We start from the raw sequence: 25,138 nt of genomic DNA, 5'->3' as shown, positions 1-25,138 counted from the left end.
GCCCTTGTTGCAGCGGCTCGCGGCTGGACCGAGGACATCACGAGACGCTGGAGATGTCGCGCCGCTTCAAGAGGATCGAAGCGATGCGAGAGAAATTTACCTGCTTGCCAAGCGATCAGCCAGGCGTCTGGCGCAATGAATTGTTCCACGACCGCTCCTCCGTCGCAAAGTTATCGTTTACGTTCGGAGAGCCACGGCGCCGGGTTGGCTGAGGAGCACCATCCGTCCCCCGCATTTGGAGGCAAATTAATCCCTGGCGAAGACGAGGCAAGCTCATCAGACATGTAGCCGAAGTTCCCCTGGCATCTTTGGTGGGGAGGCCTCTTCGTCACCGACGATCAGCCGGGGCTTCCTCGTGCGGCGGTCGCTTCGCTTAGTCGGTTTTGCAGCGCCTGCCGATCGGCGATGAGGCCGTCGAGGTGCAGCGGCTCGTGGTCCGGGCGTTGCCCATCCACCAATTGTTTAACCAGCGCCCGCGTGCCGTCCACCACAAAGACGCCGCAATCATAATCGTTCGGCTGTCGAGGTATGCGGGCCGGCGCCAAGGTGGCACCAAGCCGTCGTGCCAACTGTGTTGCAGGCGCGTTGTTGTATTGCCCCCGCTGGAGGGAATCGTAGTGATAGGCGACCGGTCTTTCCGGGTTGCGGCGATCGACCAGCAGCAGCGACCAATGGGTGCCGGCGTGAGTAGGTGTGCCATTGTTCACGGGCAGGAACAGGAAGTCGGCTGGGGCGTCGTTTCGATTACAGATGGACTGCAACGTGTCTCGCGCGTCTTGCAGCTCCATGTGGCGCAGGAGATGGGATACCGACGGTTCCACCAGCCGTGTCCCGGCGGCGAGCGTTGGATCGATCCCCCGCAGTTGCTCCTCCAGGAGACCGTAATCCCTCAAGATATGGCCGTCGCTCAGCCACTCGGTGGCCCCGAGCACCGACCCCACCGGGACATTGGACGAGGCGGACCTGCCGATCTGAGCATCGGAGGAGCTGGTCGTAAAAGTCGGCACAGAATGGCTATTGTCGCCCAGTGGGGCGTCCGACCGGCCGCGGTCCGTATCGGCCAGGCACAGGTACGCGTGCAGCGCCTTCAAACATGGATCTGCGTTTCTTCGATCGTTTTTGTGGGGTGGGACAAACCTGAGGTTCGCTTGTTGATAGAGCGGCCCGCGCTCACTCATCAGCTGGGCGAGTTTGCGATCCGGATCGGAGACTTGCAGCAACGGGCGCTTGGCGTCTCTCTTCGTTCGAGCTTTGATCACGTCGAGGTCGGTATCAAACCAGATCGAGACCCCTTTGTTGCCGATCAGGTGGCGAGTCTGCTCGTCTAAAACCGCGCCGCCGCCTGTCGCGACCACCTTGGGGCCGGTCTCAAGGAAGTGAGCGATTTCGCGTGCCTCGAGCCTTCTGAAATGATGCTCGCCGTGATCTTTGAAAATCTCCGATATCGATGTGCCGACTTTCTGCTCGATTATTTTGTCCGTATCGACGAAGCGCAGCCCCAGCCGACGCGCCAGAAGTGGGCCAATGGTGGATTTCCCAGCGCCCGGCATGCCGACGAGCACGATCGGGCGATCGCCGAGGGCACCGACAATCTCCTTTGCCTCGGGTGACCTGGCGATCTCCGGCTGTGTCGACCGCCCGACAGCTCGCAATCCAGGTGCCGGGGCGGTGCTACGCTTACCATCTCTCCAGGGTGCTATGCTCAGCACGTCATCGGGTCTGTCGACCGCATTGCAGCGTTCTCTTACCTTCTGCTCAAGGTTCTCCACCGCCTTCAGGGCATCCAAGCCCTTCAGCTCCTGGAGCTCTTTATAAGCCTTATGATTGTCAATTTTGGCGCTGTAGCTGGCTGGCGTATGGAATTCCACCTGGAAGCGATAGCCTCCTGCTGTGGCGAGCACCGCGTGGATGCCTAGATAAGTCGGACGCTCGAATTTGAACCAGTTGGTCACATCCATCTCGGTGTAGTCCTGCTCCTCGAAAGCCAGGATTGCTGCCTTGAAGGCACGTGTAAAATTCTTGTCGTCAATTTCGAACACGTGGCGTACGGCGCTGCTGATCAACTGTCCGGTTGTGCCGGATGAGATGCTCGCGCCGGTAAGCTGCTCTGTTATGGAGCCTTCCGACCTCAGCCGGCGCTCCAGATGAGGCATTTTCACCTGAATGCCCATGTTCCTGAGGCTTGCGGCAACGCTGAGTGCCGCCGCAGTGATTTTCCCTTCTTCTTTTGCAGCGCGGCCAATCTCAATCTGGGCGCGCTCCGAGGCTTGCTCGCGACTGAGCGTGATCGACTCGTCCGAGGCCGCTGAGGCGGGCCCCCCGGGCTCAGGCAAAATGCGCTGCTCCACAGCGAGCCCGATCGCGCTTTGCATGACTGATGCCGTCAGCGTGGGGTTGTCCTCCAGGTCCTTCATCGCTGCGCTGGGGTCAAACGTCCCATGGTTGAGAGACGCTGCCAGGCCCTTGACGTAAGGCACGGACCTCAAGCCAGGCGTGGTATGCAGCAGCCGCTGAAGGTTCTGGCTCTTCCTCAAATAGAGCCGAGTGCCAGTGTCGGATTTGTAGGCGTCCGTGCCGACCTTGATGCCGAGGCTCAGCAGGTTGTTTGTGCTCTGTACGAGGTCGTCTGGATTGTAACCGTCAGGGCGAGGATCGATCCGCGCAGGATAGTTGTCGATCAGAGCCCGGATTCGCGCTCGTGCCTGAGAAGTTGACGGATACGCCTCAGCCAGATCCGGCAAAAGCTCTGAGACTGCCGCACTCAGCGTTGCGCTTTTTGCGTCGTTCGCGTTTTCTGTTTCGGGCTGGTCTTCCACATCAGGCCTCTGTGCCCATGCCTCAAGGTCAGTAACGAGCAACTCGGCCATTTCGCGAGCAACCGGATGTTCGGCGACCTCGATCTCGCGCCTCGCTCTCGCAAACATCGTCTGGATATCCTGTCCACTCACCTCATCCCGGGCCAACAACTGACCGATGTCTCGCCTAAGCTCGTGGGAAATGCCCTCGTAGGTGCCAAAGACGGCACGCGCGGCGAACCAGCGTCGTGCTTCACGGGATTGAGCCAGAAAGTTTCGCTGCAGACCGCTATAGGTCTCCAGGACATTTTGCGTCGCGGCCAGAATCTGGCGGGCGCGACCAAACTGGTAGTTGTCACCATCAAGTGCCGGGGTATGCGACTTTGGGGGCTTCAGCGACGGAAGTCCGAGAGCTTGTTCCTTTTCGTCGAACTCGCGCACATGCTCATAAAGTTGCGGCCTGTCGCCGATGATGATGACATTGTCGCCGTCGAAGTCACCATCAAGCTTTTTCTGTTCACCGGTCGGGACGGCAACCAGCGAACCGGGCGCAAACACCTCGGTGGCCTGCAGGATGCCCAGACAGTCGAGCGTCGTGTCTTCTTTGACGCGGTCCTTGACTGTGGTCCAGTGTGAATGGGACTTGACGTCCTCGGCAGACAAAACCAGCCCACGGTCGGCGCAGGCGGCCGGCCACATCTCATCGGGCACGACGATTAGAATGCCTTTGGCAAAGAAAGTCGGATCGTCGGCAGCGAGTTCTTCCCCCGACTTCTGGGCGACATTAAAGCTGTATTGCATAGCCACACACGTGTCCAGGAACGCTGCCGTCGGGTCTCCACCAATCGCTGACCTGACCAGGTCAGCGGGGAATGGGCGCAGATTGGGCTTGTCGTACGGCGAGCGGCCGACCAGCACGCCTCTCGTCCCCGCCAAAGTCTCGCTCTTGAGCGTCGGCACATGGAGACACTCATCACCGGCAGGTACCGCGATTGCGCCAGGACCGTCGATATGTCCCCCAGTCACCGTCCGAAATAGCTCCTCGATCGTCAGCGTTTGCCCCGGTCGCTTCTCAAGCCAGGTCTTGGCTTTCTCCTGCGCCTCATCCGCCACCGCCTGGCTGCGGGGATAATGTTGCAGCGCCGTGGCAGGCAGGGACGATCTCCTTCCCTCACCAAAAGCAGGCACCCGATCAGGACCTTCCTGCACGCCGGCCCGGCGAACGGCTGTCATACGCTTGGCCAGCGAAGCTTTGATGAAGCCGCAGCCGTCATGCGGTCGCAAGGCAATCGGGCCTTCCGGCCCAGTCAGCTCGAAGGGATGTTTCTCGCCAACAGGGCGGTCCGGCAACAGCGACAATTTGAAGGCGCCTTCCAGCGCATAGTCGTGAGGACCTAGGTCCTCGAGAGCCGGCGGCGCGGCAAAACCCCGGCGCTGCGTATAGTAATATGCCTCTTTGAACGGTGCCCAAGCGCGCGACAGCCTTTCAAAGGCGGTGCCCGGTGCGGTTTCGGCATAGGGAATCGCCAGCAGCTTCCCGCCGGAAGTCTCTGCTTCTGCCCGACCTGGAACGCGGGCGGCCATCTGGGAAAGGGTCTTTTGCGGCGCCTTCAACTTGCTTCCGCCGAACAGATCCATGCGGTACGGCACGCCCTCGACGGTCAACGTGCGCGCCAGCATGAACGGGCTCGGCTTTCCTGGCAGCTGCACCGCGACCATCTTCACTGACCCCGAGGTCAGGCGATGAAAGATCGAATAGCGCGTCTCGGCCTCCGTGGCCAGTTGCCGGCCCTGCATGTCGACCACCGGCAACCGCATCAATCCCGCCTCACCCTGCGGGGGTCTGGGCTCGTGGTCCATAGCTCGCAAAATCTGGTGGACGTCGAAGACGGACGCAGGATGTTGGGCCTGAACTGTCGCAGTATTCTGCGCCATGAAGGTGTCCAGCGCATCGGTCGGAGCCTCTGCCTCGATCTGCGCGATCAGGTTCCAGCTCATATTCGAAAGGTCGCTCTCGATGAGCTCGCGCGTGCTGTACAGGATTTCCCTGGTTTTGGATTGCAGGTCGTCGCGCCTCGCCCGCAAATCGGACTTGTTGCCCTCGACATACGGCCGCCGCAGCAACGCCGCCAGGTTCGCACGGGCCTTGAGCACGTTGTAAATCGACAGGGCCGGACGGCGGGTCGAGTTCGGCCCACGGCTCCGCTCAGCATCGCTTGCCTTGAGATGGGCCTCGATCTTATGCTCCACGATCGGTTGGATATCGTTCAGCAGGTTTAGAGCCTGCCGCCGGTGCCAAAGCATCTGCTTGCGGGGGCTGCGAGCCAGCGGCAGCAGGGCAGCGCACAGATTGCCCATGGTTTCGAGATTGTGCTCAAGCGCAAAGCTAGGGGCACGATGCAATTGCGCCAGCCGATTTATTCCAGCGGCAGCAAGTAAATTGAGATCGTCATGCAACTGAGCCTTGGCCAACGCCTTCAAGATGCTCGCCACTGCCACCGCGTCGGCCCCCTCCAGACGATCACTGGCATAATGAAGATAATGAGCGAGTTTCTGGAGCCGATCCCTCAGCAGAGCTGCCTCTGCAATGTCGCCGTCGTCCTCGCTCCTCACAGCCCCTCGCGCCAAACTATTGGCGATACTGGAGAGCCCGGGCGTCGTAAAATGACGGAATGGTTGACCCGCCGGGCCGAGTCTGCGCGCGATCTCCAAAACCGCTTGGCTGCACGCCTGTTCTTGCGGCCATCTGCCGAACCCGTTGATCAGATTTGCCAGGTCCTGCGGACTAAACGCGGAAAGCCGCTCGGCACTGCGAAGCACTGAGTCGGCGATCACAGCGGTAGCCTGACGCGCTTTCTCCTCCTGCGGCCACTTGCTGAAGCCGTTCACCAGGTTCGCGAGATGCTGCGATGAAAAATCGGCGAGGCGGTTAGCGCTGCGAATCACCTCACCAGCAATCACAACGGTGGCCTGACGTGATTTCTCCTCTTTCGGCCACTTGCTCAGGCCGTTCACCAGGTTCGCCAGGGCCTGCGGGGCGAAACCAGGGAGCGGCTCGCCGGGGTTCCCGCGGCCAGCCACCTCCCCAGCGATGGCAACGATGGCCTCGCCGCAACCCGCTTCGCCAGGACACTTGCTTAAACCGTTGGCCAGGATCGCCAGGGCCTGCCCATTGAATCCCGACAGCCGGCCGGCGCGGCGAGGGATCTCATGGGCGATCGCAACGATAGCCTCGCGACAATCCTCGGGACACTTGCTAAAACCGTTCACCAGGTTTGCCAAGTGCTGCGGATCGAAACCAGAAAGCCCGGCCTTGGGGTGGCCGGCGCGATGATCAATTTCACCGGCGATCGCAACGATAGCCGCGCGGCAGTCCTCAGGCCACTTGCTGAAACCGTTCACCATTGTGGCAAGCTCTTGCGGCTCAAAGCCATGGAGCTGCCCGGCGCGGCTAAGTACCTCGCCGGCAATCGCAAACGTGGCTTGGCGTGAGTTTTCCCATCGCGGCCACCTGCTGAAGCCGTTCACAAGCATCGCCAGGTGCTGCCGATCAAACCCAGGCAGCTGGTCGGCGCGGCGCAGCACTTCGCCGGCAACCACATTGGCGGCCTGACCCAAATTCTCGTCTTGCGGCCATTTGCTGAAGCCGTTCACCAGGTTCGACAAGTGCTGCGCATCAAAATCAGAAAGCCAGACGTTCCGACGGCTGGCGCGGTGACAGACCTCACCGGCGATTGCAACGGTCGCGCGTGAGCACTCCGCCGCCTGCAATTTGCTGAAGCCGTTCACCAGATTTGCCAAGTGCTGTGGATCGAAACCAGTAAGCCCGGCCTTGGGGCGGCCGGCGCGATGATCGACTTCACCGGCGATCGCAATTATAGCGCTGCGGCAGTCTTCGGGCCACTTGCTGAACCCGTTCACCAGGTTGGCCAACGTCTGCGGATTAAACACAGGCAGCTGGTCGGCCCAGCCAGCGACCCGGCGCGCGATCGCAACGGCGGCTGCGCGGCAGTCCTCAGGCCACTTGCTGAACCCGTTCACCAAGTTCGCCAAAGCCTGTGGATGAAACCCAGACAGGCCGGTTGTTTCATCGGCGAGGCGACAGACCTCATCGGCTATGACAATGGTTGCGTGACGCGAGTTGCCCAGTTCCGGCGCTTTGCTGAAGCCGTTCACCAAGTTTGCCAAGGCCTGCGCATTAAAGCCAGACAGGCCGGCTCCTTCAATGGCGCGCTCACAGACCTCACGGGCGATTGCCTCAACAACGCCGTAACACTCCTCCTCATCCGGCCATTTGCTCAACCCATTGACAACGTTAGCCAGGTTCTGCGGGCCAAAATCAGAGAGATCGGCCGGGCGGCTGCGAATCTCGGCGGCAACTGCTATTATGGCCTGACGAGAGTTCTCCTGTTGCGGCCACTTGCTGAAGCCGTTCACCAGCAGCGCCAGACCTTGACCATTGAGCTCCGAAAGCCCTCCGCGTTGCTCACAAAAGACCTTGGCGATTCGGATCATGCCATCGCGACATTCCGCTACTCGAGGGTGTCGACTGAACGACAACACCAACAGAGAAAGGGTTTTGCTTTCAACGTCGTTCAGCGCCTTGCCGAGCCTCGACACCTGAGCTGCCATGGCCCTGCAAGCGTCCACGCCTGCCTGACCTCCGGGCTCCCGGCTCATCGCGTTGCATGAGGTGGCGTACCCCCAGGTATTACGGGCGCGGACATCTTCCTCCCACCTAGGAACAAATTGATGAATGAACTCGGAAGCGGCCTTCTGTAGGAATGTTGCCTGGTGCGGCTGGCCTTGCAGCCGCTTGTCGTGAGCCACCACAGCGCGCGAGAATTCAGCGATGTCGTGAGCGAAGGAAATGTCACGTAATGCGTCATTAAGGGGTACGTCGTTGAGGCTCTGTGCGGTTACATGTTCAGAACGCCGCCGCCCCGCTCCGGCACCCGGTCTGGACGCGCCTTGCTCATGAGGTCGCAGCGTGTCGGGTTGCGCGCTGCTCGGTTCTTGATCGCCGAGCCAGGACCTCTCATCAAGACGCAATGAGCCTTCTTCCCTAGCCATGGCTTCGCCATGCCGACCTTGGCCTTGGCGCGGCCTACCGGCTGCACGCTGCCAAGCCCTGAGGCCTCGCCGGGGCTCCATGGAGGGACCGCCAAATCCGCCGTCTAGGGCTCCGTCGGCACTTGACCCGATGCGAGCGGAGGACATCCTTCTATCTTGAGGCCCAGAGTGCAACTGCTCCACGCCGGATTCGATCGGTTGGCCGCCATGCCCAGCCGAATGACTCGATTGTGGGCGCGAACTGCTCGATCCAGCCTCCCCAATTCCCACAATTTGCGCATAAGACGGGCGCGCGTCTGGTTGCGATGCACTGGCTCTCTGGTCAGCGGGCCGGAGTCCGGCTTCAGAACTCAGAGAGCTTTCTTCTCGAACTGGCGCTCCACCAGCTGGATGAAGACCGCGCTGCCCCGCAATCTCTCCATGTCGCGCGGCGGCTGCTCGTGTGGCAGCGTCCAACGTTCGATGTGATCCAACGGAGGGAGCCGACGACCTGTTGCCTGGGGAGAGCGTCTCGGCAGCCGTCGCCGTGTCGCCGTCGTCCGCAGCGACTTGCGGCGCCGGCCGGCCAGCCGCCGAACTCCCTGCGCCTGCGCCTGCGCCTGCGCCTGCGCCAGCGGCCGGCTTGCGCTTGCCTTTCCCTTTCCTTCGCGTTGTCGTATTTTCGGCCGCTGCGGCCGCTGCGGCCGCTTCGGTGGCAGCCTTCCCAGCAGCATCGGTAGCATTCGCAGCTGCGGCCGGCGGTTCGCTGACAGGTGGCATCCTCGGCTGCAGGTCCAAGAGGCGCAACACCTCGTCCGCAGTGATCCGCGCGCTCTCAGCTATCTGGCCGAACAATTCCAATTGGAGGTCAGCACCTGTTCGGTCGTCGCTTAGCCTGGCAAGAAAGTCGGGCAATGCCGACGAAAACTCCAAGAGCTTCCCCGTGACTCCTTCCAGAACGGAACGGTCCCCTGGGCCAAGTGGGCGCCCTGCCTTGTTTTGAAGAGCATCGCGCGTCCGGTGCAATGCCTCCAAAACCTCGGTGCTGAGGGCTTGCAGCAGACGCACCCGCCCATTCTCCCCGATAAGCCTGTCCCTCAGGGCTGCTGGGAAACTGCTCGCCCGCGGCTCAATCATCAACTGAGCCAGATCGATCTGTGATCGCAGAGCCATGAACCTCGAACTCAGAACCGAGCCAGTCTGCAGCCGCAAATTGGCCTCTTCGGCCTGCTGAATCTCGAGCTTTGTATTTGGTAGATTCGCAGCGACGGCACAGACCAATTGGATGCGTTCCCCGCGCCATATCTTCTGTTTCCAAAATTCAACGCAGGCCACATAGTGCCTTGCTACACTGGAAATTGCTTGGCTCAGCCGGGCGGGGTTGGGGTTGGATCGGAGGATCTGGTCGAGCACGCCGCGTGCCTTTCCACGCGTCTCTAGCAACAGCATGCCATCCGCAGCCAGTTGCATGCACTCGAATGCCGCATCGAGCACGAGATCGCAGGTTCGACGAGCCTGATCATTGGACAGAATGCCAGGCGTCCCTGGGACCAGACTCGCGTGGTATTCCAGGAGTGTTGAGCCCGCATCGAGGATTCGATCGAGCGCTTCTTGCTTCTCCCGCAGGGTAGGGCTTCGTGTGGCCGCTAGGCTAGCCTCAAGGCGGTGAGATTCAAATTCGTCGAGCAGGCCTTTTGTCTGTTGATCTGTTGCCTTGGTTTGTCCGCCTGTCAGACAAAGCGGCGCTGCCGCGCCCGAAGTTAGGGGCTGGTCAGCAACCGGAGCAGGGGCTTCGCCGTCCGGGACGGCGGGAAGACGACGCCGCCGCGCGGTGCCTGCTCGTTTCAAGGCGGCTGCTCGTACAACGGCGTCCAGCACTCGCCGTGTGCCCACAGAAGGGCCGGACGACCTCTCGCGAAGGGCTTCGTCGTCACCGGTCCCAGAGGGTGCGCTGGGCATCATTGTGTCTTGAGGCCCAGAGTGCATCCGCTCCACGACTGAAACGAACGATTGGCTACCCGCTAGGGCCGGGCTTGTTTGCGAGCGCGAACTGTTTGATCCTGGCCTGTCGCCGGCCCCAGCATTCCCAGTGCACGAGTTCCCAAGTCGGCCAAAGCCCGTCATATTCCATCTCCGATATAGCTAAAATGCGGTGCCTATCGTGTTGCGAGCTGAGGTCGCCCAGTCGACAAGGCTGTGGCTAATATGTGCAATTGCCTGGGTGGCCCCCGGCAACTCATCGCCAATGTCCTCACGATCCCACCTGAGCCGCCGCAGGCCACACGCCTCATGAAACGAGTTCTGCCGCCGGCGCGGATCGAACACTTTCATCATGAAATGGAAGGCCTCACTCTACCGGATCACGATGATCAGACGTCCGGGGACGTCGAGTGAGCGCGACGATCCGCATCTTGACCCGGAACCTGCGGGAGACTTTCGGGCGAATGCGCTGAAGAAACATAGCTGAAATATCGCGCGTGCTCCGAATCTCGACGCAGTATTGACGCAACGTCCGCAGTGCGTCTGGCTCGTGCGGATGCGAATTCCGGATTCTCTTGCGGATTCTCGCCATGCGCTTCATCGCCATGAAACTGCCTCGTCTTCCTCCTGAAAGTTGACCTGTCGATCTGCACCACTGGAGGCCTCTCGCGGAGGCAACAGGCTTGGGTCGCCGGCGCAGATGAGCTGCCGCTGGAATTCAATCCGGCTACGTGCTTGCGGGCAAACGTGTTCGCGAACCCTTGGCTTCCTGCATCCATTTGCCCGCTCCCACTGCGCGCGTGCTGAATATTGGACGAGCCGCCAAATCGACCATACATGACGGTTCGCTCCTATGTTTGCAGTGACTTCAGGCTGATGGCTGCAGGCCTGGATAGACCACTTGGCTGACGAATAGCTGACGGAGGCATTGTCGCGGATGCACAAACGACATCCGAACTATGTTGAGTGTTTAACCGATGAATGAAATGAGGCTGCGGCCTACAGGGCCGGCCAAGGCCGTGGTCACATCTATACCAAGCCTGCGGCATAGAGCGCTTTCGCGACAGGTGCGAAATATTGCGCAGGAACGGCATCGCCCAGCTTCGTTGTGCTGATGAGCTGATGCGCAAGCACGTCGTCACGGAGCATGTGGACACGTAGCGCCTGCGCTTCAATTAACATGTCTGAAGTTGCCGCACCCTCGGCGCGGCAAACCACGATCGGTACCCCGATCTCGCCTCGAACGTAACGCAGACCGACGAGTGCGGTCTTCCCTCTCACCAGCAATGTGGCCTGGTGCACCCCAAGGGGAGGCTCGTGTGCTGACTCGTCACGGAGCCGACGTCGCTCGCTCTTCAACTCCGGCGTGCCTTCCTGATCCTTGACCTCGCGTGTCACTTCGGTCCTGGTCATGCGCATTTCCCGCAAAAACAACCCACGCTGCACCAGGAGATCGATAATTCCGCCGACCACAAGGGCAGCGGCGCCGATTTCGCTCAGCAGCTTCGCTTGCATAAAGACAAGGCCGATACAGCCCATGCCGCAGATCGGAAGATAGACCGCGGTCTTCCACGTGCCGAGAAGGAATACGAGAAAGGCTACGCTGAGGACCATCACCTTGAACAGCGTCTTGCCAACCTCCACCATAGAACGCGCAGACGCCATGCGCTTCAACCCTTGAAACGGGTCGATTTTCTCGAAATTGAGCTTCATCGGCTCCAGCGAGAAGACAAATCCACCGTTGGCTATCAATCCGGCCAAAATCACCGCGGCGATGAGTGTTCCAAGCAGCGGGCCAACAGTTTCCAGTGTGAGTTCGATCAGCAGGGTCAGTGCCTGCCGGACCGCTATATCGAAGGGCAGGGTCTGCAGATTGTCTGCCAATAGGAGCGCTTCGTGGCATTTGTCTTGGATCACGCTGCCTCTTAGCCAGATGTAGCCGAGCCCAGCGCATGTGGCGGCCGCGCGGACGAAATCGGAACTGCGCGCAATCTGCCCTTTTCTGCGCGCTTCGCTTAGCTTCTGCGGGGTGGCGGCGTGTGTCTTCTCTTCACTCGTCTCGCTCATTTCAGCAGCTTGCCCAGCCAGTCAAGCGCACCATCTGCTGGTTTGATTTCCAGTCTCATCCCCTCGATCAAATAGGCAGTGTAGCCAATCATAATGATCGGGAAGCCGATATTCTTGATCATTGGAGACAGTTGGCTGGATTTGAATTGCGGCGCAAAGCGCACCAGTAGCATAATCGACATGTCAACCAGCATCAGGAAGGACACCGCAGGCCCGGAGACCAGCAAGGTCGTGAGCATGATGTGGTCGAGGAGTCCTAACAACTCCATTGCCCCTTGCATGGTCAATGTGGGGTGAAACCGATACACGGGCCAGATTTGGAAGCTGCCGTAAAGGGCGCTGACCACAGCCTCCAAGCCTCCCGAAGCGACGAAGATCGTAATGGCCGCAATCCCTAGAAAAATCCCCATAGCGGAAGCCTGACTGTTCGTCGCGGGGTCGGACGAAGCGGACGGGCTGGTGATGCCGCGTTGGTTGTCGATAAACTCACCGGCTGCCTGAAGGCTCCACAATGGGATGCCTAGAAAAGTGCCGAGCAGCAAGCCGACAAAAACCTCCTTCAATCCGAGCAGAGTTGCCTGGATCAGACGTGTCTCAGGATCCAGCGCCTGCAACCCGTCACTGACGAGTGGCAAGCATGGGAGTGCGAAGCCAACAGCAAGGGAGCCGCGGATCAGCCCACCGATCTGAGCCCGTGTAAACACAGGAAGCACCACCATAATGCCTATGGCTCGGGCCGCGCCAAGGCCGGCTGCAGCGAGGAGTTCGATAGCCTCATGGATCAGGTTTTGAATCTCTGCCGCTGACGCATTCATGGGGGAGACTGGTAACTGGGAGTCATTGCAGGAAACTCCGTAAAGATCTGGTCGGCCAGGCCTATGAGCGGGGCACTCAGCACAGGGGCAAACAGGCCAATCACTGTCACAACAACCAGAAGCTTAACGGTGAGCGGCAAGCTTTCATCCTGGATTTGCGTTGCCGCCTGGATAATTCCAATGACGACGCCAACAATCACCGATGCAATGAGCGGTGGCAGAACCCAGATCATGAAAACCATCAACGACTGGTTCATAAGAGTAACGATGCTGGATTCAGTGATAATCAACCTCCAGGTGTGGCGTAACTTAATACAAGTCCATGCATCAATCTCGACCAGCCATCAATGGCGACAAACAAAAAGAGCTTGAAAGGGACAGAGATGACTGTAGGAGATACCATAGACATCCCCATCGCCATCAAGATTGTTGTCACAATAAGATCTATGACGATAAACGGAAGATAGAGCAGAAATCCTATTTCAAATGCGCGCTTCAGTTCTGAAATTAGAAACGAAGGCACGAGAATGGCAAAGTCGTCAGGCGTGGCGCTGGCGCGCATTTCCTCGGGCCAGAGTTTTTCTGTCGAAGATAAGAAAAAACGGCGCTGCTCTTCATTTGTGAATTTCTTGAGATAACTTTGCACTGGCTCGCGCCCCTCTTTCGCGGCGCTTACCCAGTCGTCCAATGTTTGGTAGCGGAGCTTCGGGTCGCTCATCCGATCGTAGGTCTGTTCAATAACAGGTGCACTAATGAAAATGGTGAGGATGAGCGCAGCGGCGTACAGCACTATGTTCGGTGGTATCGTCTGTGTCCCGAGCGCATTGCGGACGAGGAACAGAACAACCGACACCTTTATGAACGCCGTGGTTGTGACGACTGCTAGAACCAGCAGGCCGAGTCCTGCTGTAACCGCAAGAAGTGACAGAAATGGCGGCTGAATCTCAGTCACTGCATGCCAACCTGCTACGGAGTCTGATGCCCAGCTCATCTCCGATCCGCACGATGTCGCCACGCCCGATACGCCGACCATTGGCCAGTATGTCTACCGGACCATCGATCGACCGGCCAAGTTCGAAAACATGCCCTTCGCCCGCGCCCCTTAAATCCCCTAGAGGCATAGGCCAGCGGCCGCATTCAAAGACAAGCTCGATTTCGACATCGTCGAGATCGGCTTCGGATTGTTCTTGCTGCGATTCAGGCTGTGTCGTCATATGCACATTCTCCAAGCGAATTGATCGCGGGCGGAAGGGTCCCCGCAGGATGAGGTCGTCGCCTTCAATATCTGCCCCGGCCCATAACCGACCCATCGACAGCATGATCTGGCCGCGGCCAAACGGGGACAAGTCTGGCAACAGAGCATCACCGATACATGCTTTGCGAAGAAGCGCTGCCGGAACGCAAAGCGTGCCGATTACTCCTGCAACTATGGCCGGCAGCTCCGGGGAAAGCTCACGCGGCTGTCGCGGCAACTGGCTAAGGAGGGCGCCGAACGCGCGGAAGGCAGACGGCACCAAACCATCAAGAGGAGAGAACAGGAGCAGACAGCCCCTGCCACTGACTGCGCCGAAGACGATGTCAAGCTCCAGACAAGGGGCCAGTGTCATGGCTTCGCGCACGCCCACAAGCTGCACGTTCAACTGCGTCTGATCCTCCAGTTGAGCCACAAGCGGCTCGAGTGCAAGTTCGAGAATGAGCGAAGCAGTTGGGTCGGAAGGTAAAGCAAGGCCGCTCTGCACTGACGAGACGAGCGCCTCTACAAGCCGTCGTGACAGGGACAAGACGATCGTTTCATTGCCCACGCGCCAAACGCAGTCAAGCATCGGAATGACAGAGGGTTTCTGCTGCCAGACAAGCCCTTGCATCCGCACCGACAGCGGCTCGCCACTGATCCGGCTCTGAAACGGCCGACGGGAAGACACTACATCATTGAGCCACGAGACGACCTCGTGCGACAGTGTTAGCGCCGGTTCGAAGATAGCGGGTCTGACCGAAGCGTTCACCAAAGCGGCTCCAAGCTGCACGATCGCATCATTCAGGGAACCTTGGGCTTATCGGATCCGGTCGCGGGACAACTGGGCGAGCAAAACCTTCCGGACCGAAGCGATATCTCATCGTCGGCCTCTATCTCGCCTGCCGCCTCCGCATGACTATCGACGGCGCGTCGCACGTCGACCTCAATTTGTTTCCATTTGTGCCTTGCGGTCGAACGTTTGGCCCACACGTCCCTCATCTCACACGCCGCTGCCTCGGCCTTTTCTTGCGCAATGCGCGCATCATCGAGCATCTGACATCTGGAAGTGACCTCAGCCGAAAGCCGCTCCATACGAAGGTGGTGGTGGTCGAGTGCCGCGCTGGACAAGGTGTCCAGCGACATCAGCTCTTGATAGAGCCCCGCTTCGGCTCGCGCGCACTGTTGCCGTGCGATTGCAAGTCCTTGGGAGGCATTCTGTACGGCTAAGGTGGCCAAATGGCGTTCGGCCTCCTTCTTGGAAAGCTCACTAAGGGCAAGACGCTCTTGCATATCCTTCAAAAGCCGTAACCTCGAAACGTGAACGCGATTCACGCGGTCAGACGCGACATCCATGCAACCGTTTCCTCAAAATCCGATGCCTCGCCTTCGCTTTGGCGCAAAAATTCCCTCAGGTCGCCAATCGAGGCGACAGCCCGGTCCGTCAGCGGATCGCCGCCTTGCTTGTATTCGCCGACGTTGATCAAGAACTCGGACTCGGCATAGCGCGAGAGCAGATCACGGAAGAACGATGCTGCCTTGCGATGAGTCCCGGAAACGACGGCTTCCATTACGCGGCTGCGGCTCTGCAGCACATCGATAGCGGGGAAATGCGATCGCGCCGCGATCGCGCGTGAGAGGACGACATGGCCGTCAAGAATGCCGCGCGATTCCTCCGCGATTGGATCGCCTGTGCCATCACCTTCGACAAGCACCGTGTAGAACGCCGTGATTGAGCCGTGCTCACCCATGCCGGCACGCTCCAGCAGGCCTGGCAGCATGGCAAACACGGAAGGAGGAAAACCCCGCCGGGTCGGTGGCTCACCCGCAGCAAGGCCTATCTCGCGCATGGCGCGGCAGAAGCGCGTCAGGGAGTCCAACATCAGCGCTACGCGTAGCCCTTGTTCGCGAAAGTATTCCGCCAGCGCGGTCGCCATAGGGGCACATTGCGCCCGCTCCACGGCCGAGCGGTCGGAGGTTTCAACGACCACGACCGTACGGCGGAGGCCTTCCTCGCCAAGATGCCGCTCGATGAACTCACGGACTTCACGTCCACGCTCGCCTATGAGCGCGACTATGAAGACGTCGGCGACGGCACCTTTTACGATCTGCGACAACAACGTCGATTTGCCACAACCAGGCTCGCCATAAATCCCGATCCGCTGGCCCTCACCACATGTGAGCAGACCATCAAGGACCCGAACCCCGAGCGGGAATGGCTGCTCAACGAGGCGCCTTTTCATTGGATTGGGCGCCTTGCCGTGCAGCGGACGAGTTTCGCCAGTTTTGACTTCGCCTTTGCCGTCGAGGGGACGGCAACGGCTGTCAATCACACGGCCAAGCAAATCGGGGCCGACTGGCACTTCACGCATTCGTCCGGTGGACACGACCTCTGCGCGGCTGGACAGACCCACCAAGTCACCGATCGGCGTGAGCAACACCCCATTATCCAACAAGCCGATCACCTCGGCTTCGAGCGACAGGCCGGTTCGCGTATCCTGCAGCAGACAAAGTTCCCCAATCCGAGCATCTGGCAAGACGGCATGGACAAGTGTGCCGACGGCGCGCGTGATTCGGCCGCGCACGACACGCGTGTCGATTCGCTTTGCTGTAGACCTCAACGACGAGATCGACGGATCGGGAGCCCGGCTACCACCGAGATTGGTATGCTGTGGTACGGGCGCGATCACAGTTCGCCTTCTTCAGGACGGGACCGAAAGCCGAGGCGCAGCGCGCGCATCTGTGCATCAAGTCCAAGGTCGACATTGCCGTACTCGCTCCAAAGCACGCACTGGTGCGGAGACAACGTCGGATCCGGATCAACCCGAACCCTCGGCCGCCCCTCCCGTCCGTCGCATCCGGCAAACGCGCGCGCGAGCATGTCGATTTGCGTGGGATGCACATGAAGGCAAACTTCCGCGCCATTATACTTGCGTTCAATGGCGTGACGGACAGCCTTCAGCAACAGCTCTCCCGGATCGAAGGCGCCTAGAAGATCGCTTAGAATCTCTATCACCAGCTGTGGCAATTCCTGCTCCAGAACCGCCTTTCGTCGCCCCACTTCGGAAACTGCCCGCGCGATCAGCCGGGCCATTTCCTCGGCGCCTGCGTTCAAGCCCTCCGCATGGCCGCGCGCCCGCTCACGCTGATAAGCGGAGCGTGCCCATCTGCGAACTCGCTGCTGATGCCGTTCTGCTGCGTCACGCGCTTTCGCGGCGCAGTGCCAGATCTCGAGCTCATTCGCTGGTATCAGTGGTCCCAATGGGAGCATCTGCGGCGCGACGGGAGCTTCGGAAACATCGGCTGTCATATCGCCAGGTTCTCCGTCTCAAGATGGGCTAGGACAAGCCAGAGCAGCTGGCCCGAGGCCTTACTGTGTTCGGGCGCGGGATTCTCGGCGGCGGTCCCCACCGGCAACCGTAGAAGCACGCGGGTACGCTCAAGCGCTGTACTGTCGTTGAGCCAAGCACCAAGGCAGGCATGTCCATCGTGGTCGATTTGCTGCGCCAGTTCTTTCGGATCAGCGATCAAGCTGTTTGCGATCGCTTGCGCCAGATGTCGGATGCCGAACGCATGGGCATCAGCGCCAATGTGATCAACAAGCGAAGTGAGGTGAGACTTTGAAACGAGCTTCAGCAACGAACGGGCATGCCAGACACTGCCGGCGAACAGAGCAACCCGACGCGGATCACGTCCCCCCAGAAGATCCGGCTCCATGCAGCTTCCGTTCGCATGCATTTCACTGCCAAGCAGCAGTTCTGCCAGTTTTGGCTGCAGCCTGGGACGCTTCTGCAACTGCACCAAAGTCGCGGCGGACAACGCCGGATCAAGACATGCCGCAAGACGGGACGGATGGGCCAAAGCGGCAACGTCGCTCAGGCTCACGGAGCGCAATTGGAGCGATGGATCGCGTCCGGCAGTCGGTTTCGGTCTCGGCATTGGCACTATTGGCTCCGCGCTGGCACCGACGAATTTTTTGCGGATGGGCTCGACAACCGAAACATGGAGCGGCTCTTGAGTTTGGAACCTGCGCCCGATGAATGCCTGCGCCGATGTCTTAGAACGATGAGTAATAAATAGCACGCGGCTGCGAATACAGCTGCGGCAATACCCATCACGATCTCTAGAAGTGGCGTCGGAACGAACCCAGATGCTGCGGCTGAAGCAGTCGCCGGAACAGATGGTTGCTCATGTCCGGACGGTTCCACTGCTACCAAAACCACTTCGACTTTGTCGTAGGACAAGCCTTCGATGCTGTCGGCGACGAGCATCTTTATCTTCGGCAGCAGAACCGAGAGATTTGCTTTTGCGTCGTGCCGGATAAAAACTGCCGCGGAGGATGGCGTACCGCCTGATCGCAAAAGGTCGTTATTCGGCAGAACGACATGGACACGTACCGAGAAGACGCCATCGATATCGTTGATGGTACGCGACAACTCTTCGCTCAGGGCATACACGTAACGAGCACGCTCCTCGGTCGGTGAGGCAATCAGGCCCGATCCACTGAAAATTTCGCCGAGGTTCTTGAAAGACTGGCGCGGTAGCCCCTTGGCATTCAGGAGGTTGATTGACAGCGCAAGCTGCTTTTCGTCGACCTGGAGCGTGCTGGTCCCATCCTTAGCGGCAACTCGGACCGCATCCACCCCGCCGTCCATCAGAAGCGCGAGCATCTCATTCGCCTCCCGCTCCTGCAATTGCGTGTACAGGTCCACCTTGCAAGCACTCAGAGCGAACAAAAGTGGCAGCACGACGAGATGCCGAGCTCGCCAATCTAACGGGCGGAAATTCATGATTTTGTCATGAGCCAAGCCAATCATGCGCGCCGTTTATCCTTGTTTTATGAGCGTATTCACAGACGAGGTGATGCCGCTGACACCTTTGGAAACCAGAGAAACCTGGGTGACGCCGTTGTAGAGGTCCCGCAGACCAGCAATCATCGAGCCGAAATCAGGCCCTGTTGGCGTTCCCGCCGCGCCACCTTCGACAGGGAACTGCTGCGCGGGCCCAGGCAGAGCGCTCTTCTCAAGGCCTACGTGATGATCAGGCGCAGCTGCGGTAACTGTATTGTCCCGGTACAGGGAGGACATCATCTGGAACACGCGGTCGCTCCGGGGGCTTGTCTGCGCAGTCGTGCGTTGAACATCCAAATGCGCAGGAACCGGCGCCATCCCTGCTGGCCCCGATGCGGTGTCGTTCTTCGTAGAGGCGGCCGCCTGAGCTAGTGCGCGCTCAAATTGGGCCTGCTCCCCCAATGACGGTGAAGCGACCGTGGGAAAAAGGTTGGTCGGACTGGCGGAGATCGACGGGACAGGCAGCATCATGCAAGGACTCGATCGGTTTGTCTTTCGCGTGAAATGAGTCCAGCCGGTTATCACCCGCTGTTGGGTCAATACCTAGGGAGGCGAGCTGACGACAAGCTGACGAGAGGGCGTTAATCATTTAAAGAGGCAGCTTGGCGACTTTGTGCTTGTGAGAGTTTCAGCCTTTGGTTTATCAGGACGGGATGCCAAGAGCGCTGATCCGATCCACCATTCTGCACAACCTGAAGAGACTTCTCGGTGTCGGTTTTATTCTCTCCATTGGAATCCACCCAACTCTCGGCGTCCCTCTGTCGCTGCCCTCGACACCTTATAGGTATACGGTTCTGGATCAGGATCTCTCTGCCGCATTGCAGGAGTTCGGAAACAACCTGAAAATCAGCGTCAACATAAGCGCCGAGGTGAAGGGACGGATTCGCGGGCGTATGCCGGAGTTGCCGCCGCGCGAGTTCCTCGACCGCTTGACTGAGCTGTACGATCTCCAATGGTACTTTGATGGGATTGTGCTCTATGTGTCTGCTGCGAAGGAAGCAGACACCCGGATGCTTGTGCTGGCCCCGATTCGCTTCGACGCGTTCAAGGCAGCTCTCGACCAGTTTGACATCTCCGATGACCGTTATGTCGTAAGGCCCGCGCCGGGGAATGGCCTCGTCTTGGTTTCCGGTCCACCTCGCTTCATCGCGCTCGTGGAGCAAACGTTCAACGGCCTCGTGGCGGAGGCGCGGGCGCAGCCTCAAGCAGCGGCGCCGGCGAAGCAATCCGTGCTGATCTTGTTTCGGGGCTCCTCCACCATGGTCGTGCGCGATGGACGACCGGAAGCCTCTTATATTTCGGACATGCCGGCACCGGATGGCGGGAAGCCTGAGCCGAGTCAGAAATGACCGGATACCCGCGGCAGTAGAAATATTTCTGGCAGCCGCCTCCTGGGATGAAATTCTTTTGAGTTCGTCAGCTTCTCGAAAGCCGAACCGGTCACGATGAGAGTCAGGATCCAACGCCGGCCGTTGTACGCTGGAAGTGGACCTTGGAGCCGTTAAGGAGCGGAGCAATCGGAGCGCAACCACGGGGCAGAATTGGCCTGCTGGTGCTCATAACCGTCAACGTTGAATACCTTTGGAGTCGCCCTTGTGGCGGATGCCACTTCACGTCTGAGGAGCCACAATGCCAATCAATACCGCCAGCAACGTATTCTCGCAGCCCACGTGGTCGGGGCCGATATCTGCGTTCGACAAAAGTCAGCAAAGCGCCCCCCCCTTTGAAGCAATGCTACCTATTTACCTGCTCGAAGATAAGGCTGGGTCCTTAGGTCCCCGGGACCCGCTGTCGCAGGATATCGCATCGACGATTGCAGCATTGGTTCGGCAGCCTTCGGAAGCGGCGTCGGATGTCGGGTCGACATTGGAGGAATTGGCCCAGCACCCGTTGGACCTACTGCCGCCACATATGAGAGCAGCAATCGAATCAATGGATCGGGCCCCGCAGCCGTCTGCGATCGCCGACCCTTCGGTTGCGCCGGCGCCCATAAGAAGCGAGAGAATCACGTGGAATGGCGGCTCGCTGACACCAGCCGAGTTGCAGATCGTAGCAGTGCTGAACCGCCACAAGGACCAATGCCCGCTTAGTTGGGAATCATTGGCTGACAAAGCCAATGATCCCTCTACGCCACCGGATTTGAAAGCGGCGATTATGGCATTGCAGGAGGATCCAGAGCTGTTTTATGCGATCGGCTCGCAGGGCGATGGCCGCTGCGGCGGCAAGATCACCGCGAAGGATTTGTCCGAATTCTCCGGCCATCACTCACAAGTTGCCGCATTTCAGGAGACGCAGGCGCAAAGCTACGCGCAGAACTACATTCCATCCGACAGCACTGGAAATCCGCAGCCGTCGGTCATGACCCGGAACGATGCATTACGCGAGCTTTACAGGTACTCCGAAAATCTGCCCAAGAACCTTAGTGTAGCTGATCTTAAGCAGATCGTAGATGGCGAAGCGAAAACCGGCAAGTGTCCGCCCCAGGTTATAGCGGCGGCTCAGTACTTCGTCAGTCACCCGAATGAATGGAAGCAGTTGTTTGGTGGTGCGATCGACAAGGTCCACAAAGAGGACTTTCTTCAAGTCGCCTCTTCCGCGATGAGCCTCACGCGCACCGAGCTGGACACAATCGAAACGATCAAGAGCAATCAGGACACCTTCTTTGGCAGCGGTGATCTGACTCGTGAGAAGCTCGCGAGTATGGCAAAGGACAAGAGCCTCGAGTCGAGAGTGCAGAAAGCGGCCTCTCAGCTGCTGTCAGACCCTCTATTGTTCAGCATGCTAAACAATTCAATTACGGGCTATAAGACCCATAATAAGTTCTTCGACTTCGGCGGCGGACACACGGTCGATTCGGGCGACGTCAGCAGAAATGACTTTTCTCACTTCTGCGACAGCATGTCGTCTGCAAACCGCACCGTTCAGCAGCCAAAGACCCACGTCTCCAAAACCGCTGCGGAACAGAACGCCGTCTCGGACATGATGATTGGCCGGACGGACCAGCCTGACACCAAGTCACCGAAGAAAAACGGTGGGGCCTTCATCCACGCCGTCGGCGACGTGCTCAAGCTGGTCTCGCCAGTGCTTGATTGGGCTGCGACGGCGGTGGGTTTGTTGGGCTTCATTCCAGGTCTGGGCCAAGTGGCCGATGCCGTTTCAATGGTGCTTTCGTGCGAGGCGCAGGCGGCGAATCTTGTCCGCACAGCCATTACCGGAGGCAATATGAAGCAGGCGCTGGAACAAGCTGGCATCAGTATCGGAGGGCAAGCGCTCAGCCTTGTCGCGGGGCCCGAGGTCAAGCTGGCAATCCGCAACGGGCTCGTCAGGAAGGCGATGGAGGAGGCGGCCACGGCTGGGATCAATCTGCCGATTTCCATGGCGCAAACCTATGCAGAAGACTATTTGAACAACCTCCAAGCACGTCTTGCGGCCTGAACCGGCTGTCCTGTGCGCCGGCAAGATTGTCTACGGGAACGAATCCATCCAGCTTCAGGATCGGGACGAGGAACTGCTCGATCAAGATGGAAGCGGACAACGTACGCAGCATTGTTGGGCAGCCCGGTGATGCCAATCGCGAAGTCGCCGCCTCCTCCCGCGCGCGTCGCTTCGCCGCCCGTGCGCGGCGCTCCGCGCCGCGCACGGGCCTTTCCCATAGGCCGTCGGGACGATCTCCAAACCATGGCAGCCGAGCGGGCGTGTTAGAAAACAGCGGCCGGTGGACGCGCTTTTTTCCTGTCAGCTTCTCGACAGCTAGTGGCAATAGCTTTCGTTGGCGTCCGAGCTCGCAATCCTCCGCCATTGAGACTTGGATCTGAGCCTGTCTGCGCAGATTTGCCAGCAGCCTATATTTTCGAATGGAGAATGATATGGATGGTTCTCGGTTCAATCCTCGGCAGTTGAACCCGTTTGCGCCAGGCTCCGCGCGGCAGAATACCGGCACGAACGTAGCGCAACAGGCGGACGCCGCGAGTCCACAAGCGGACTTTGAGCAGCAGTTGAACCAATTGCAGCCTGGTGCGTCTGGGGAGAGCGCTGGAGGGCGCCCAAGCACATTGCTCGGCGTTTCACGGCCGGTGCCGTCGTTGCCCGATCCGCGTGACGACTTCATCCCTTGCCACCAAACGTCGGAGGCGGGGGCACATGGACCCGGCCCAGGTCCGAATAGCCAACCGGAGTTTGCGGTGAACAAAGAGGTCCGCGCGGGCGCAAAGCGTGACCGTTCCGAGCCCTTTCCCGAGGACAAGGAACTCGTCTCCACCTTCAAGAAAGTGGCCCTCGAAGCGAAGACGCACGAGAGAACAGTCAAAAGACTGGTGGGTGATCTGCACCATCTTAGCCGCTGGCTGCGCCAGGAAAATCGGAGGCCCATTTTCGACCGGTTTAACCGCGATTCACCTGGCCATGCTTCTTTTGTAGCTGATGTGCAGGACTATCTGAAGAACGGTGGCCGCTCTGCTATTGTTGCGCACCTTGACAGGGTCGCGCCAGGGAGCCTCCCGTCGCGAGACCTTCTAACTGCGGAGCTCCCTGCCGAAGACGTGAATCTTTTGACAAGGTTCCGGCTCGACGCCGAGCAGCGCAACATCGCCACCGAAGGGGCGGTCAGCAACATCCTTTCCGGATTTAGGCTGTTTGCTCGGTGGCTCCAAGACAACAACAAGGCCCCTCTAGCTTCTCAGTTGCAAGGCGGTTCACTGGACAAGGAACTTTCGGAGTATCGGGCGGTGGGGAGGGACCCTCAGAACCGCCTTAAATCGGCTCTGGCTGATCTCCGGCGGTTCTTGTCTGGCCCTGAAGAGGCCGAAGGGCCCGAACCCCGTGGCATTGGGCGCCCCCGTCACTTGGCTGCTCATCCTGAAGACGCCACCTCGGTCGATGGCGCGCTCGGCCAAACATTGAGAGATCTTAAAGCTCCTACCGCGGAGCAGAGGAAATCTGCGCAAGCGCGGGCTACACGTCTTCGTGGACTGAGTGATTGGCTTCGAAACCAGGGCAAGGGGAGCATAGCTGGCCGACTAAACGGCTCCAAGCAGGAGCAGTTAAGGCTCGAGAGCGATGTGGTGGCGTTCCAACGGAGTGGAAAACGAGTCTACTTCTCCGATTTGTCGCATCTTCGAAACTACTTAGTATTAGTCGAGGCGAATCGAAATCTGTGGCTGCAAGCACGTGAGCCGCCGGCTTTGCCAGGAGTGCTGGACGCTGGGCGGCCCAGCCCTTCGCAGGAGCCCCCCGCGACCGCTCCGACCGAGGGTGCCGAGGCTCGCTCAGGCACGTTCGGCGGCCTTCAGCCTTTTGTGGACCTGAATGCGCCCACACCGTCCGATTTGCGTGATGATGCGCACTTTGCACCAGCACACTCCACCGGGGCTCGCTCAGACACCTTCGGCGGCCTTCAGCCGTTTATGGACCTGAATGCGCCCACTCCGTCCGATTTGCGCGACGACGCTCACTTTGCACCAGAGCACTCCGCCGGGGCTCGCTCAGACACCTTCGGCGGCCTTCGGTCTTTTGTCGACCTGAATGCGCCCACGCCGTCCGACTTGCACGACGACGCTCACTTTGCACCAGAGCACTCAGCCGTGGTTCGCTCAGACACCTTCGGCGGCCTTCAGTCTTTTGTCGACCTGAATGCGCCCACGCCGTCCGAATTGCGCGACGACGCGCACTTTGCACCAGAGCACTCCGCCGGGGCTCGCTCTGGCACGTTCGGCGGCCTTCAGCCTTTCATGGACCTGGATGCGCCCACACCGTCCGATTTGCGCGACGACGCTCACTTTGCGCCGGCCCACTCTGCCGTGGTNTTCGGCGGCCTTCAGCCTTTCATGGACCTGGATGCGCCCACACCGTCCGATTTGCGCGACGACGCTCACTTTGCGCCGGCCCACTCTGCCGTGGTTCGCTCAGACACCTTCGGCGGCCTTCAGCCTTTCATGGACCTGGATGCGCCCACACCGTCCGACTTGCGTGATGATGCGCACTTTGCACCAGAGCACTCCACCGGGGCTCGCTCAGACACCTTCGGCGGCCTTCAGTCTTTTGTCGACCTGAATGCGCCCACGCCGTCCGAATTGCGCGACGACGCCCACTTTGCACCAGAGCACTCAGCCGGGGCTCGCTCGGGCACCTTCGGCGGTCTTCAGCCTTTTGTGGACCTGAATGCGCCCACGCCGTCCGATTTGCGCGACGACGCCCACTTTGCACCAGAGCACTCAGCCGGGGCTCGCTCAGGCACCTTCGGCGGCCTTCAGCCTTTCGTGGACCTGGATGCGCCCACACCGTCCGACTTGCGTGATGATGCGCACTTTGCACCGGCACACTCCACCGGGGCTCGCTCAGACACCTTCGGCG

15 protein-coding genes and 1 pseudogene are annotated in these 25,138 nt (G+C 59.7%); 3 read left to right on the top strand and 13 right to left on the bottom strand.

The window, feature by feature from the left end:
* Nucleotides 1-338: 338 nt before the first annotated feature.
* From YU3_RS39505 to YU3_RS0122010, 13 genes are all read right to left on the bottom strand, one after another.
* The gene (locus tag YU3_RS39505) at nt 339-7,868 is read right to left on the bottom strand and encodes a shikimate kinase (RefSeq protein ID WP_245273603.1); all 7,530 of its coding nucleotides are present in this window, start codon (nt 7,866-7,868) and stop codon (nt 339-341) included.
* A gap of 350 nt (nt 7,869-8,218) precedes the next feature.
* Nucleotides 8,219-8,341 carry a hypothetical protein gene (locus tag YU3_RS42155; RefSeq protein ID WP_280797440.1) on the bottom strand — a complete coding sequence of 41 codons (123 nt, stop codon included), beginning with the start codon at nt 8,339-8,341 and terminating at the stop codon, nt 8,219-8,221.
* A 2,515-nt stretch (nt 8,342-10,856) separates the two neighbouring features.
* Complete coding sequence (locus YU3_RS0122060; protein WP_027168282.1) at nt 10,857-11,894, bottom strand: EscU/YscU/HrcU family type III secretion system export apparatus switch protein; 1,038 nt, start codon at nt 11,892-11,894, stop codon at nt 10,857-10,859.
* Complete coding sequence (sctT, locus tag YU3_RS0122055; RefSeq protein ID WP_027168281.1) at nt 11,891-12,709, bottom strand: type III secretion system export apparatus subunit SctT; 819 nt, start codon at nt 12,707-12,709, stop codon at nt 11,891-11,893. The genes YU3_RS0122060 and sctT overlap by 4 nt, the downstream gene beginning before the upstream one ends.
* On the bottom strand, nt 12,706-12,993 hold the full coding sequence (locus YU3_RS0122050) for a flagellar biosynthetic protein FliQ (RefSeq protein WP_027168280.1): 288 nt from the start codon (nt 12,991-12,993) through the stop codon (nt 12,706-12,708). The genes sctT and YU3_RS0122050 overlap by 4 nt, the downstream gene beginning before the upstream one ends.
* A gap of 2 nt (nt 12,994-12,995) precedes the next feature.
* Nucleotides 12,996-13,661 carry a type III secretion system export apparatus subunit SctR gene (gene sctR / locus YU3_RS0122045; RefSeq protein WP_027168279.1) on the bottom strand — a complete coding sequence of 222 codons (666 nt, stop codon included), beginning with the start codon at nt 13,659-13,661 and terminating at the stop codon, nt 12,996-12,998.
* The gene (gene sctQ, locus YU3_RS0122040) at nt 13,654-14,715 is read right to left on the bottom strand and encodes a type III secretion system cytoplasmic ring protein SctQ (protein WP_245273610.1); all 1,062 of its coding nucleotides are present in this window, start codon (nt 14,713-14,715) and stop codon (nt 13,654-13,656) included. Before sctQ ends, sctR begins: the two co-directional genes overlap by 8 nt.
* Nucleotides 14,716-14,744: 29 nt before the next feature.
* Entirely contained in the window at nt 14,745-15,296 is a 552-nt protein-coding gene (locus tag YU3_RS37090; RefSeq protein ID WP_051334031.1) for a hypothetical protein, read from the bottom strand.
* On the bottom strand, nt 15,272-16,630 hold the full coding sequence (sctN, locus tag YU3_RS0122030) for a type III secretion system ATPase SctN (protein WP_027168277.1): 1,359 nt from the start codon (nt 16,628-16,630) through the stop codon (nt 15,272-15,274). Before sctN ends, YU3_RS37090 begins: the two co-directional genes overlap by 25 nt.
* Nucleotides 16,627-17,250: a type III secretion system stator protein SctL gene (gene sctL, locus YU3_RS0122025; RefSeq protein WP_027168276.1), complete on the bottom strand. Its 624-nt coding sequence runs from the start codon at nt 17,248-17,250 to the stop codon at nt 16,627-16,629. Before sctL ends, sctN begins: the two co-directional genes overlap by 4 nt.
* Nucleotides 17,247-17,825 carry a nodulation protein NolU gene (locus YU3_RS0122020; protein WP_348631180.1) on the bottom strand — a complete coding sequence of 193 codons (579 nt, stop codon included), beginning with the start codon at nt 17,823-17,825 and terminating at the stop codon, nt 17,247-17,249. Before YU3_RS0122020 ends, sctL begins: the two co-directional genes overlap by 4 nt.
* Before the next feature lie 59 nt (nt 17,826-17,884).
* Nucleotides 17,885-18,757: a type III secretion inner membrane ring lipoprotein SctJ gene (sctJ, locus tag YU3_RS37085; protein WP_036259190.1), complete on the bottom strand. Its 873-nt coding sequence runs from the start codon at nt 18,755-18,757 to the stop codon at nt 17,885-17,887.
* Between the two features lie 9 nt (nt 18,758-18,766).
* Entirely contained in the window at nt 18,767-19,261 is a 495-nt protein-coding gene (locus tag YU3_RS0122010; protein WP_027168275.1) for a nodulation protein NolB, read from the bottom strand.
* 182 nt (nt 19,262-19,443) lie between these two features.
* Between YU3_RS0122010 and YU3_RS0122005 the strand changes: the two genes are divergently transcribed.
* The 3 genes and pseudogenes from YU3_RS0122005 to YU3_RS41760 all read left to right on the top strand — a co-directional run.
* Complete coding sequence (locus tag YU3_RS0122005; RefSeq protein ID WP_027168274.1) at nt 19,444-20,139, top strand: secretin N-terminal domain-containing protein; 696 nt, start codon at nt 19,444-19,446, stop codon at nt 20,137-20,139.
* A 280-nt stretch (nt 20,140-20,419) separates the two neighbouring features.
* On the top strand, nt 20,420-22,225 hold the full coding sequence (locus tag YU3_RS0122000) for an HrpF/NolX family T3SS translocon protein (RefSeq protein ID WP_027168273.1): 1,806 nt from the start codon (nt 20,420-20,422) through the stop codon (nt 22,223-22,225).
* A 746-nt stretch (nt 22,226-22,971) separates the two neighbouring features.
* A pseudogene (locus tag YU3_RS41760) lies at nt 22,972-25,138 on the top strand (hypothetical protein); the annotation flags it as partial.

Source organism: Mesorhizobium sp. WSM3224 (assembly GCF_000427725.1).
Taxonomy (GTDB): domain Bacteria; phylum Pseudomonadota; class Alphaproteobacteria; order Rhizobiales; family Rhizobiaceae; genus Mesorhizobium.
The sequence above is the reverse complement of the archived record's forward strand: the minus strand, read 5'-3'. Positions and strand labels throughout refer to the sequence as shown.

Excerpts from the sequence above, each read along its gene's own strand:
- YU3_RS39505 (WP_245273603.1), bottom strand. The coding sequence starts at position 7,868 with ATGGCTAGGGAAGAAGGCTCATTGCGTCTTGATGAGAGGTCCTGGCTC.
- YU3_RS0122060 (WP_027168282.1), bottom strand. The coding sequence starts at position 11,894 with ATGAGCGAGACGAGTGAAGAGAAGACACACGCCGCCACCCCGCAGAAG.
- YU3_RS0122000 (WP_027168273.1), top strand. The coding sequence starts at position 20,420 with ATGCCAATCAATACCGCCAGCAACGTATTCTCGCAGCCCACGTGGTCG.
- sctT (WP_027168281.1), bottom strand. The coding sequence starts at position 12,709 with ATGAATGCGTCAGCGGCAGAGATTCAAAACCTGATCCATGAGGCTATC.
- YU3_RS0122005 (WP_027168274.1), top strand. The coding sequence starts at position 19,444 with ATGCCAAGAGCGCTGATCCGATCCACCATTCTGCACAACCTGAAGAGA.
- sctL (WP_027168276.1), bottom strand. The coding sequence starts at position 17,250 with ATGACAGCCGATGTTTCCGAAGCTCCCGTCGCGCCGCAGATGCTCCCA.
- sctJ (WP_036259190.1), bottom strand. The coding sequence starts at position 18,757 with ATGATTGGCTTGGCTCATGACAAAATCATGAATTTCCGCCCGTTAGAT.
- YU3_RS37090 (WP_051334031.1), bottom strand. The coding sequence starts at position 15,296 with ATGGATGTCGCGTCTGACCGCGTGAATCGCGTTCACGTTTCGAGGTTA.
- YU3_RS0122010 (WP_027168275.1), bottom strand. The coding sequence starts at position 19,261 with ATGATGCTGCCTGTCCCGTCGATCTCCGCCAGTCCGACCAACCTTTTT.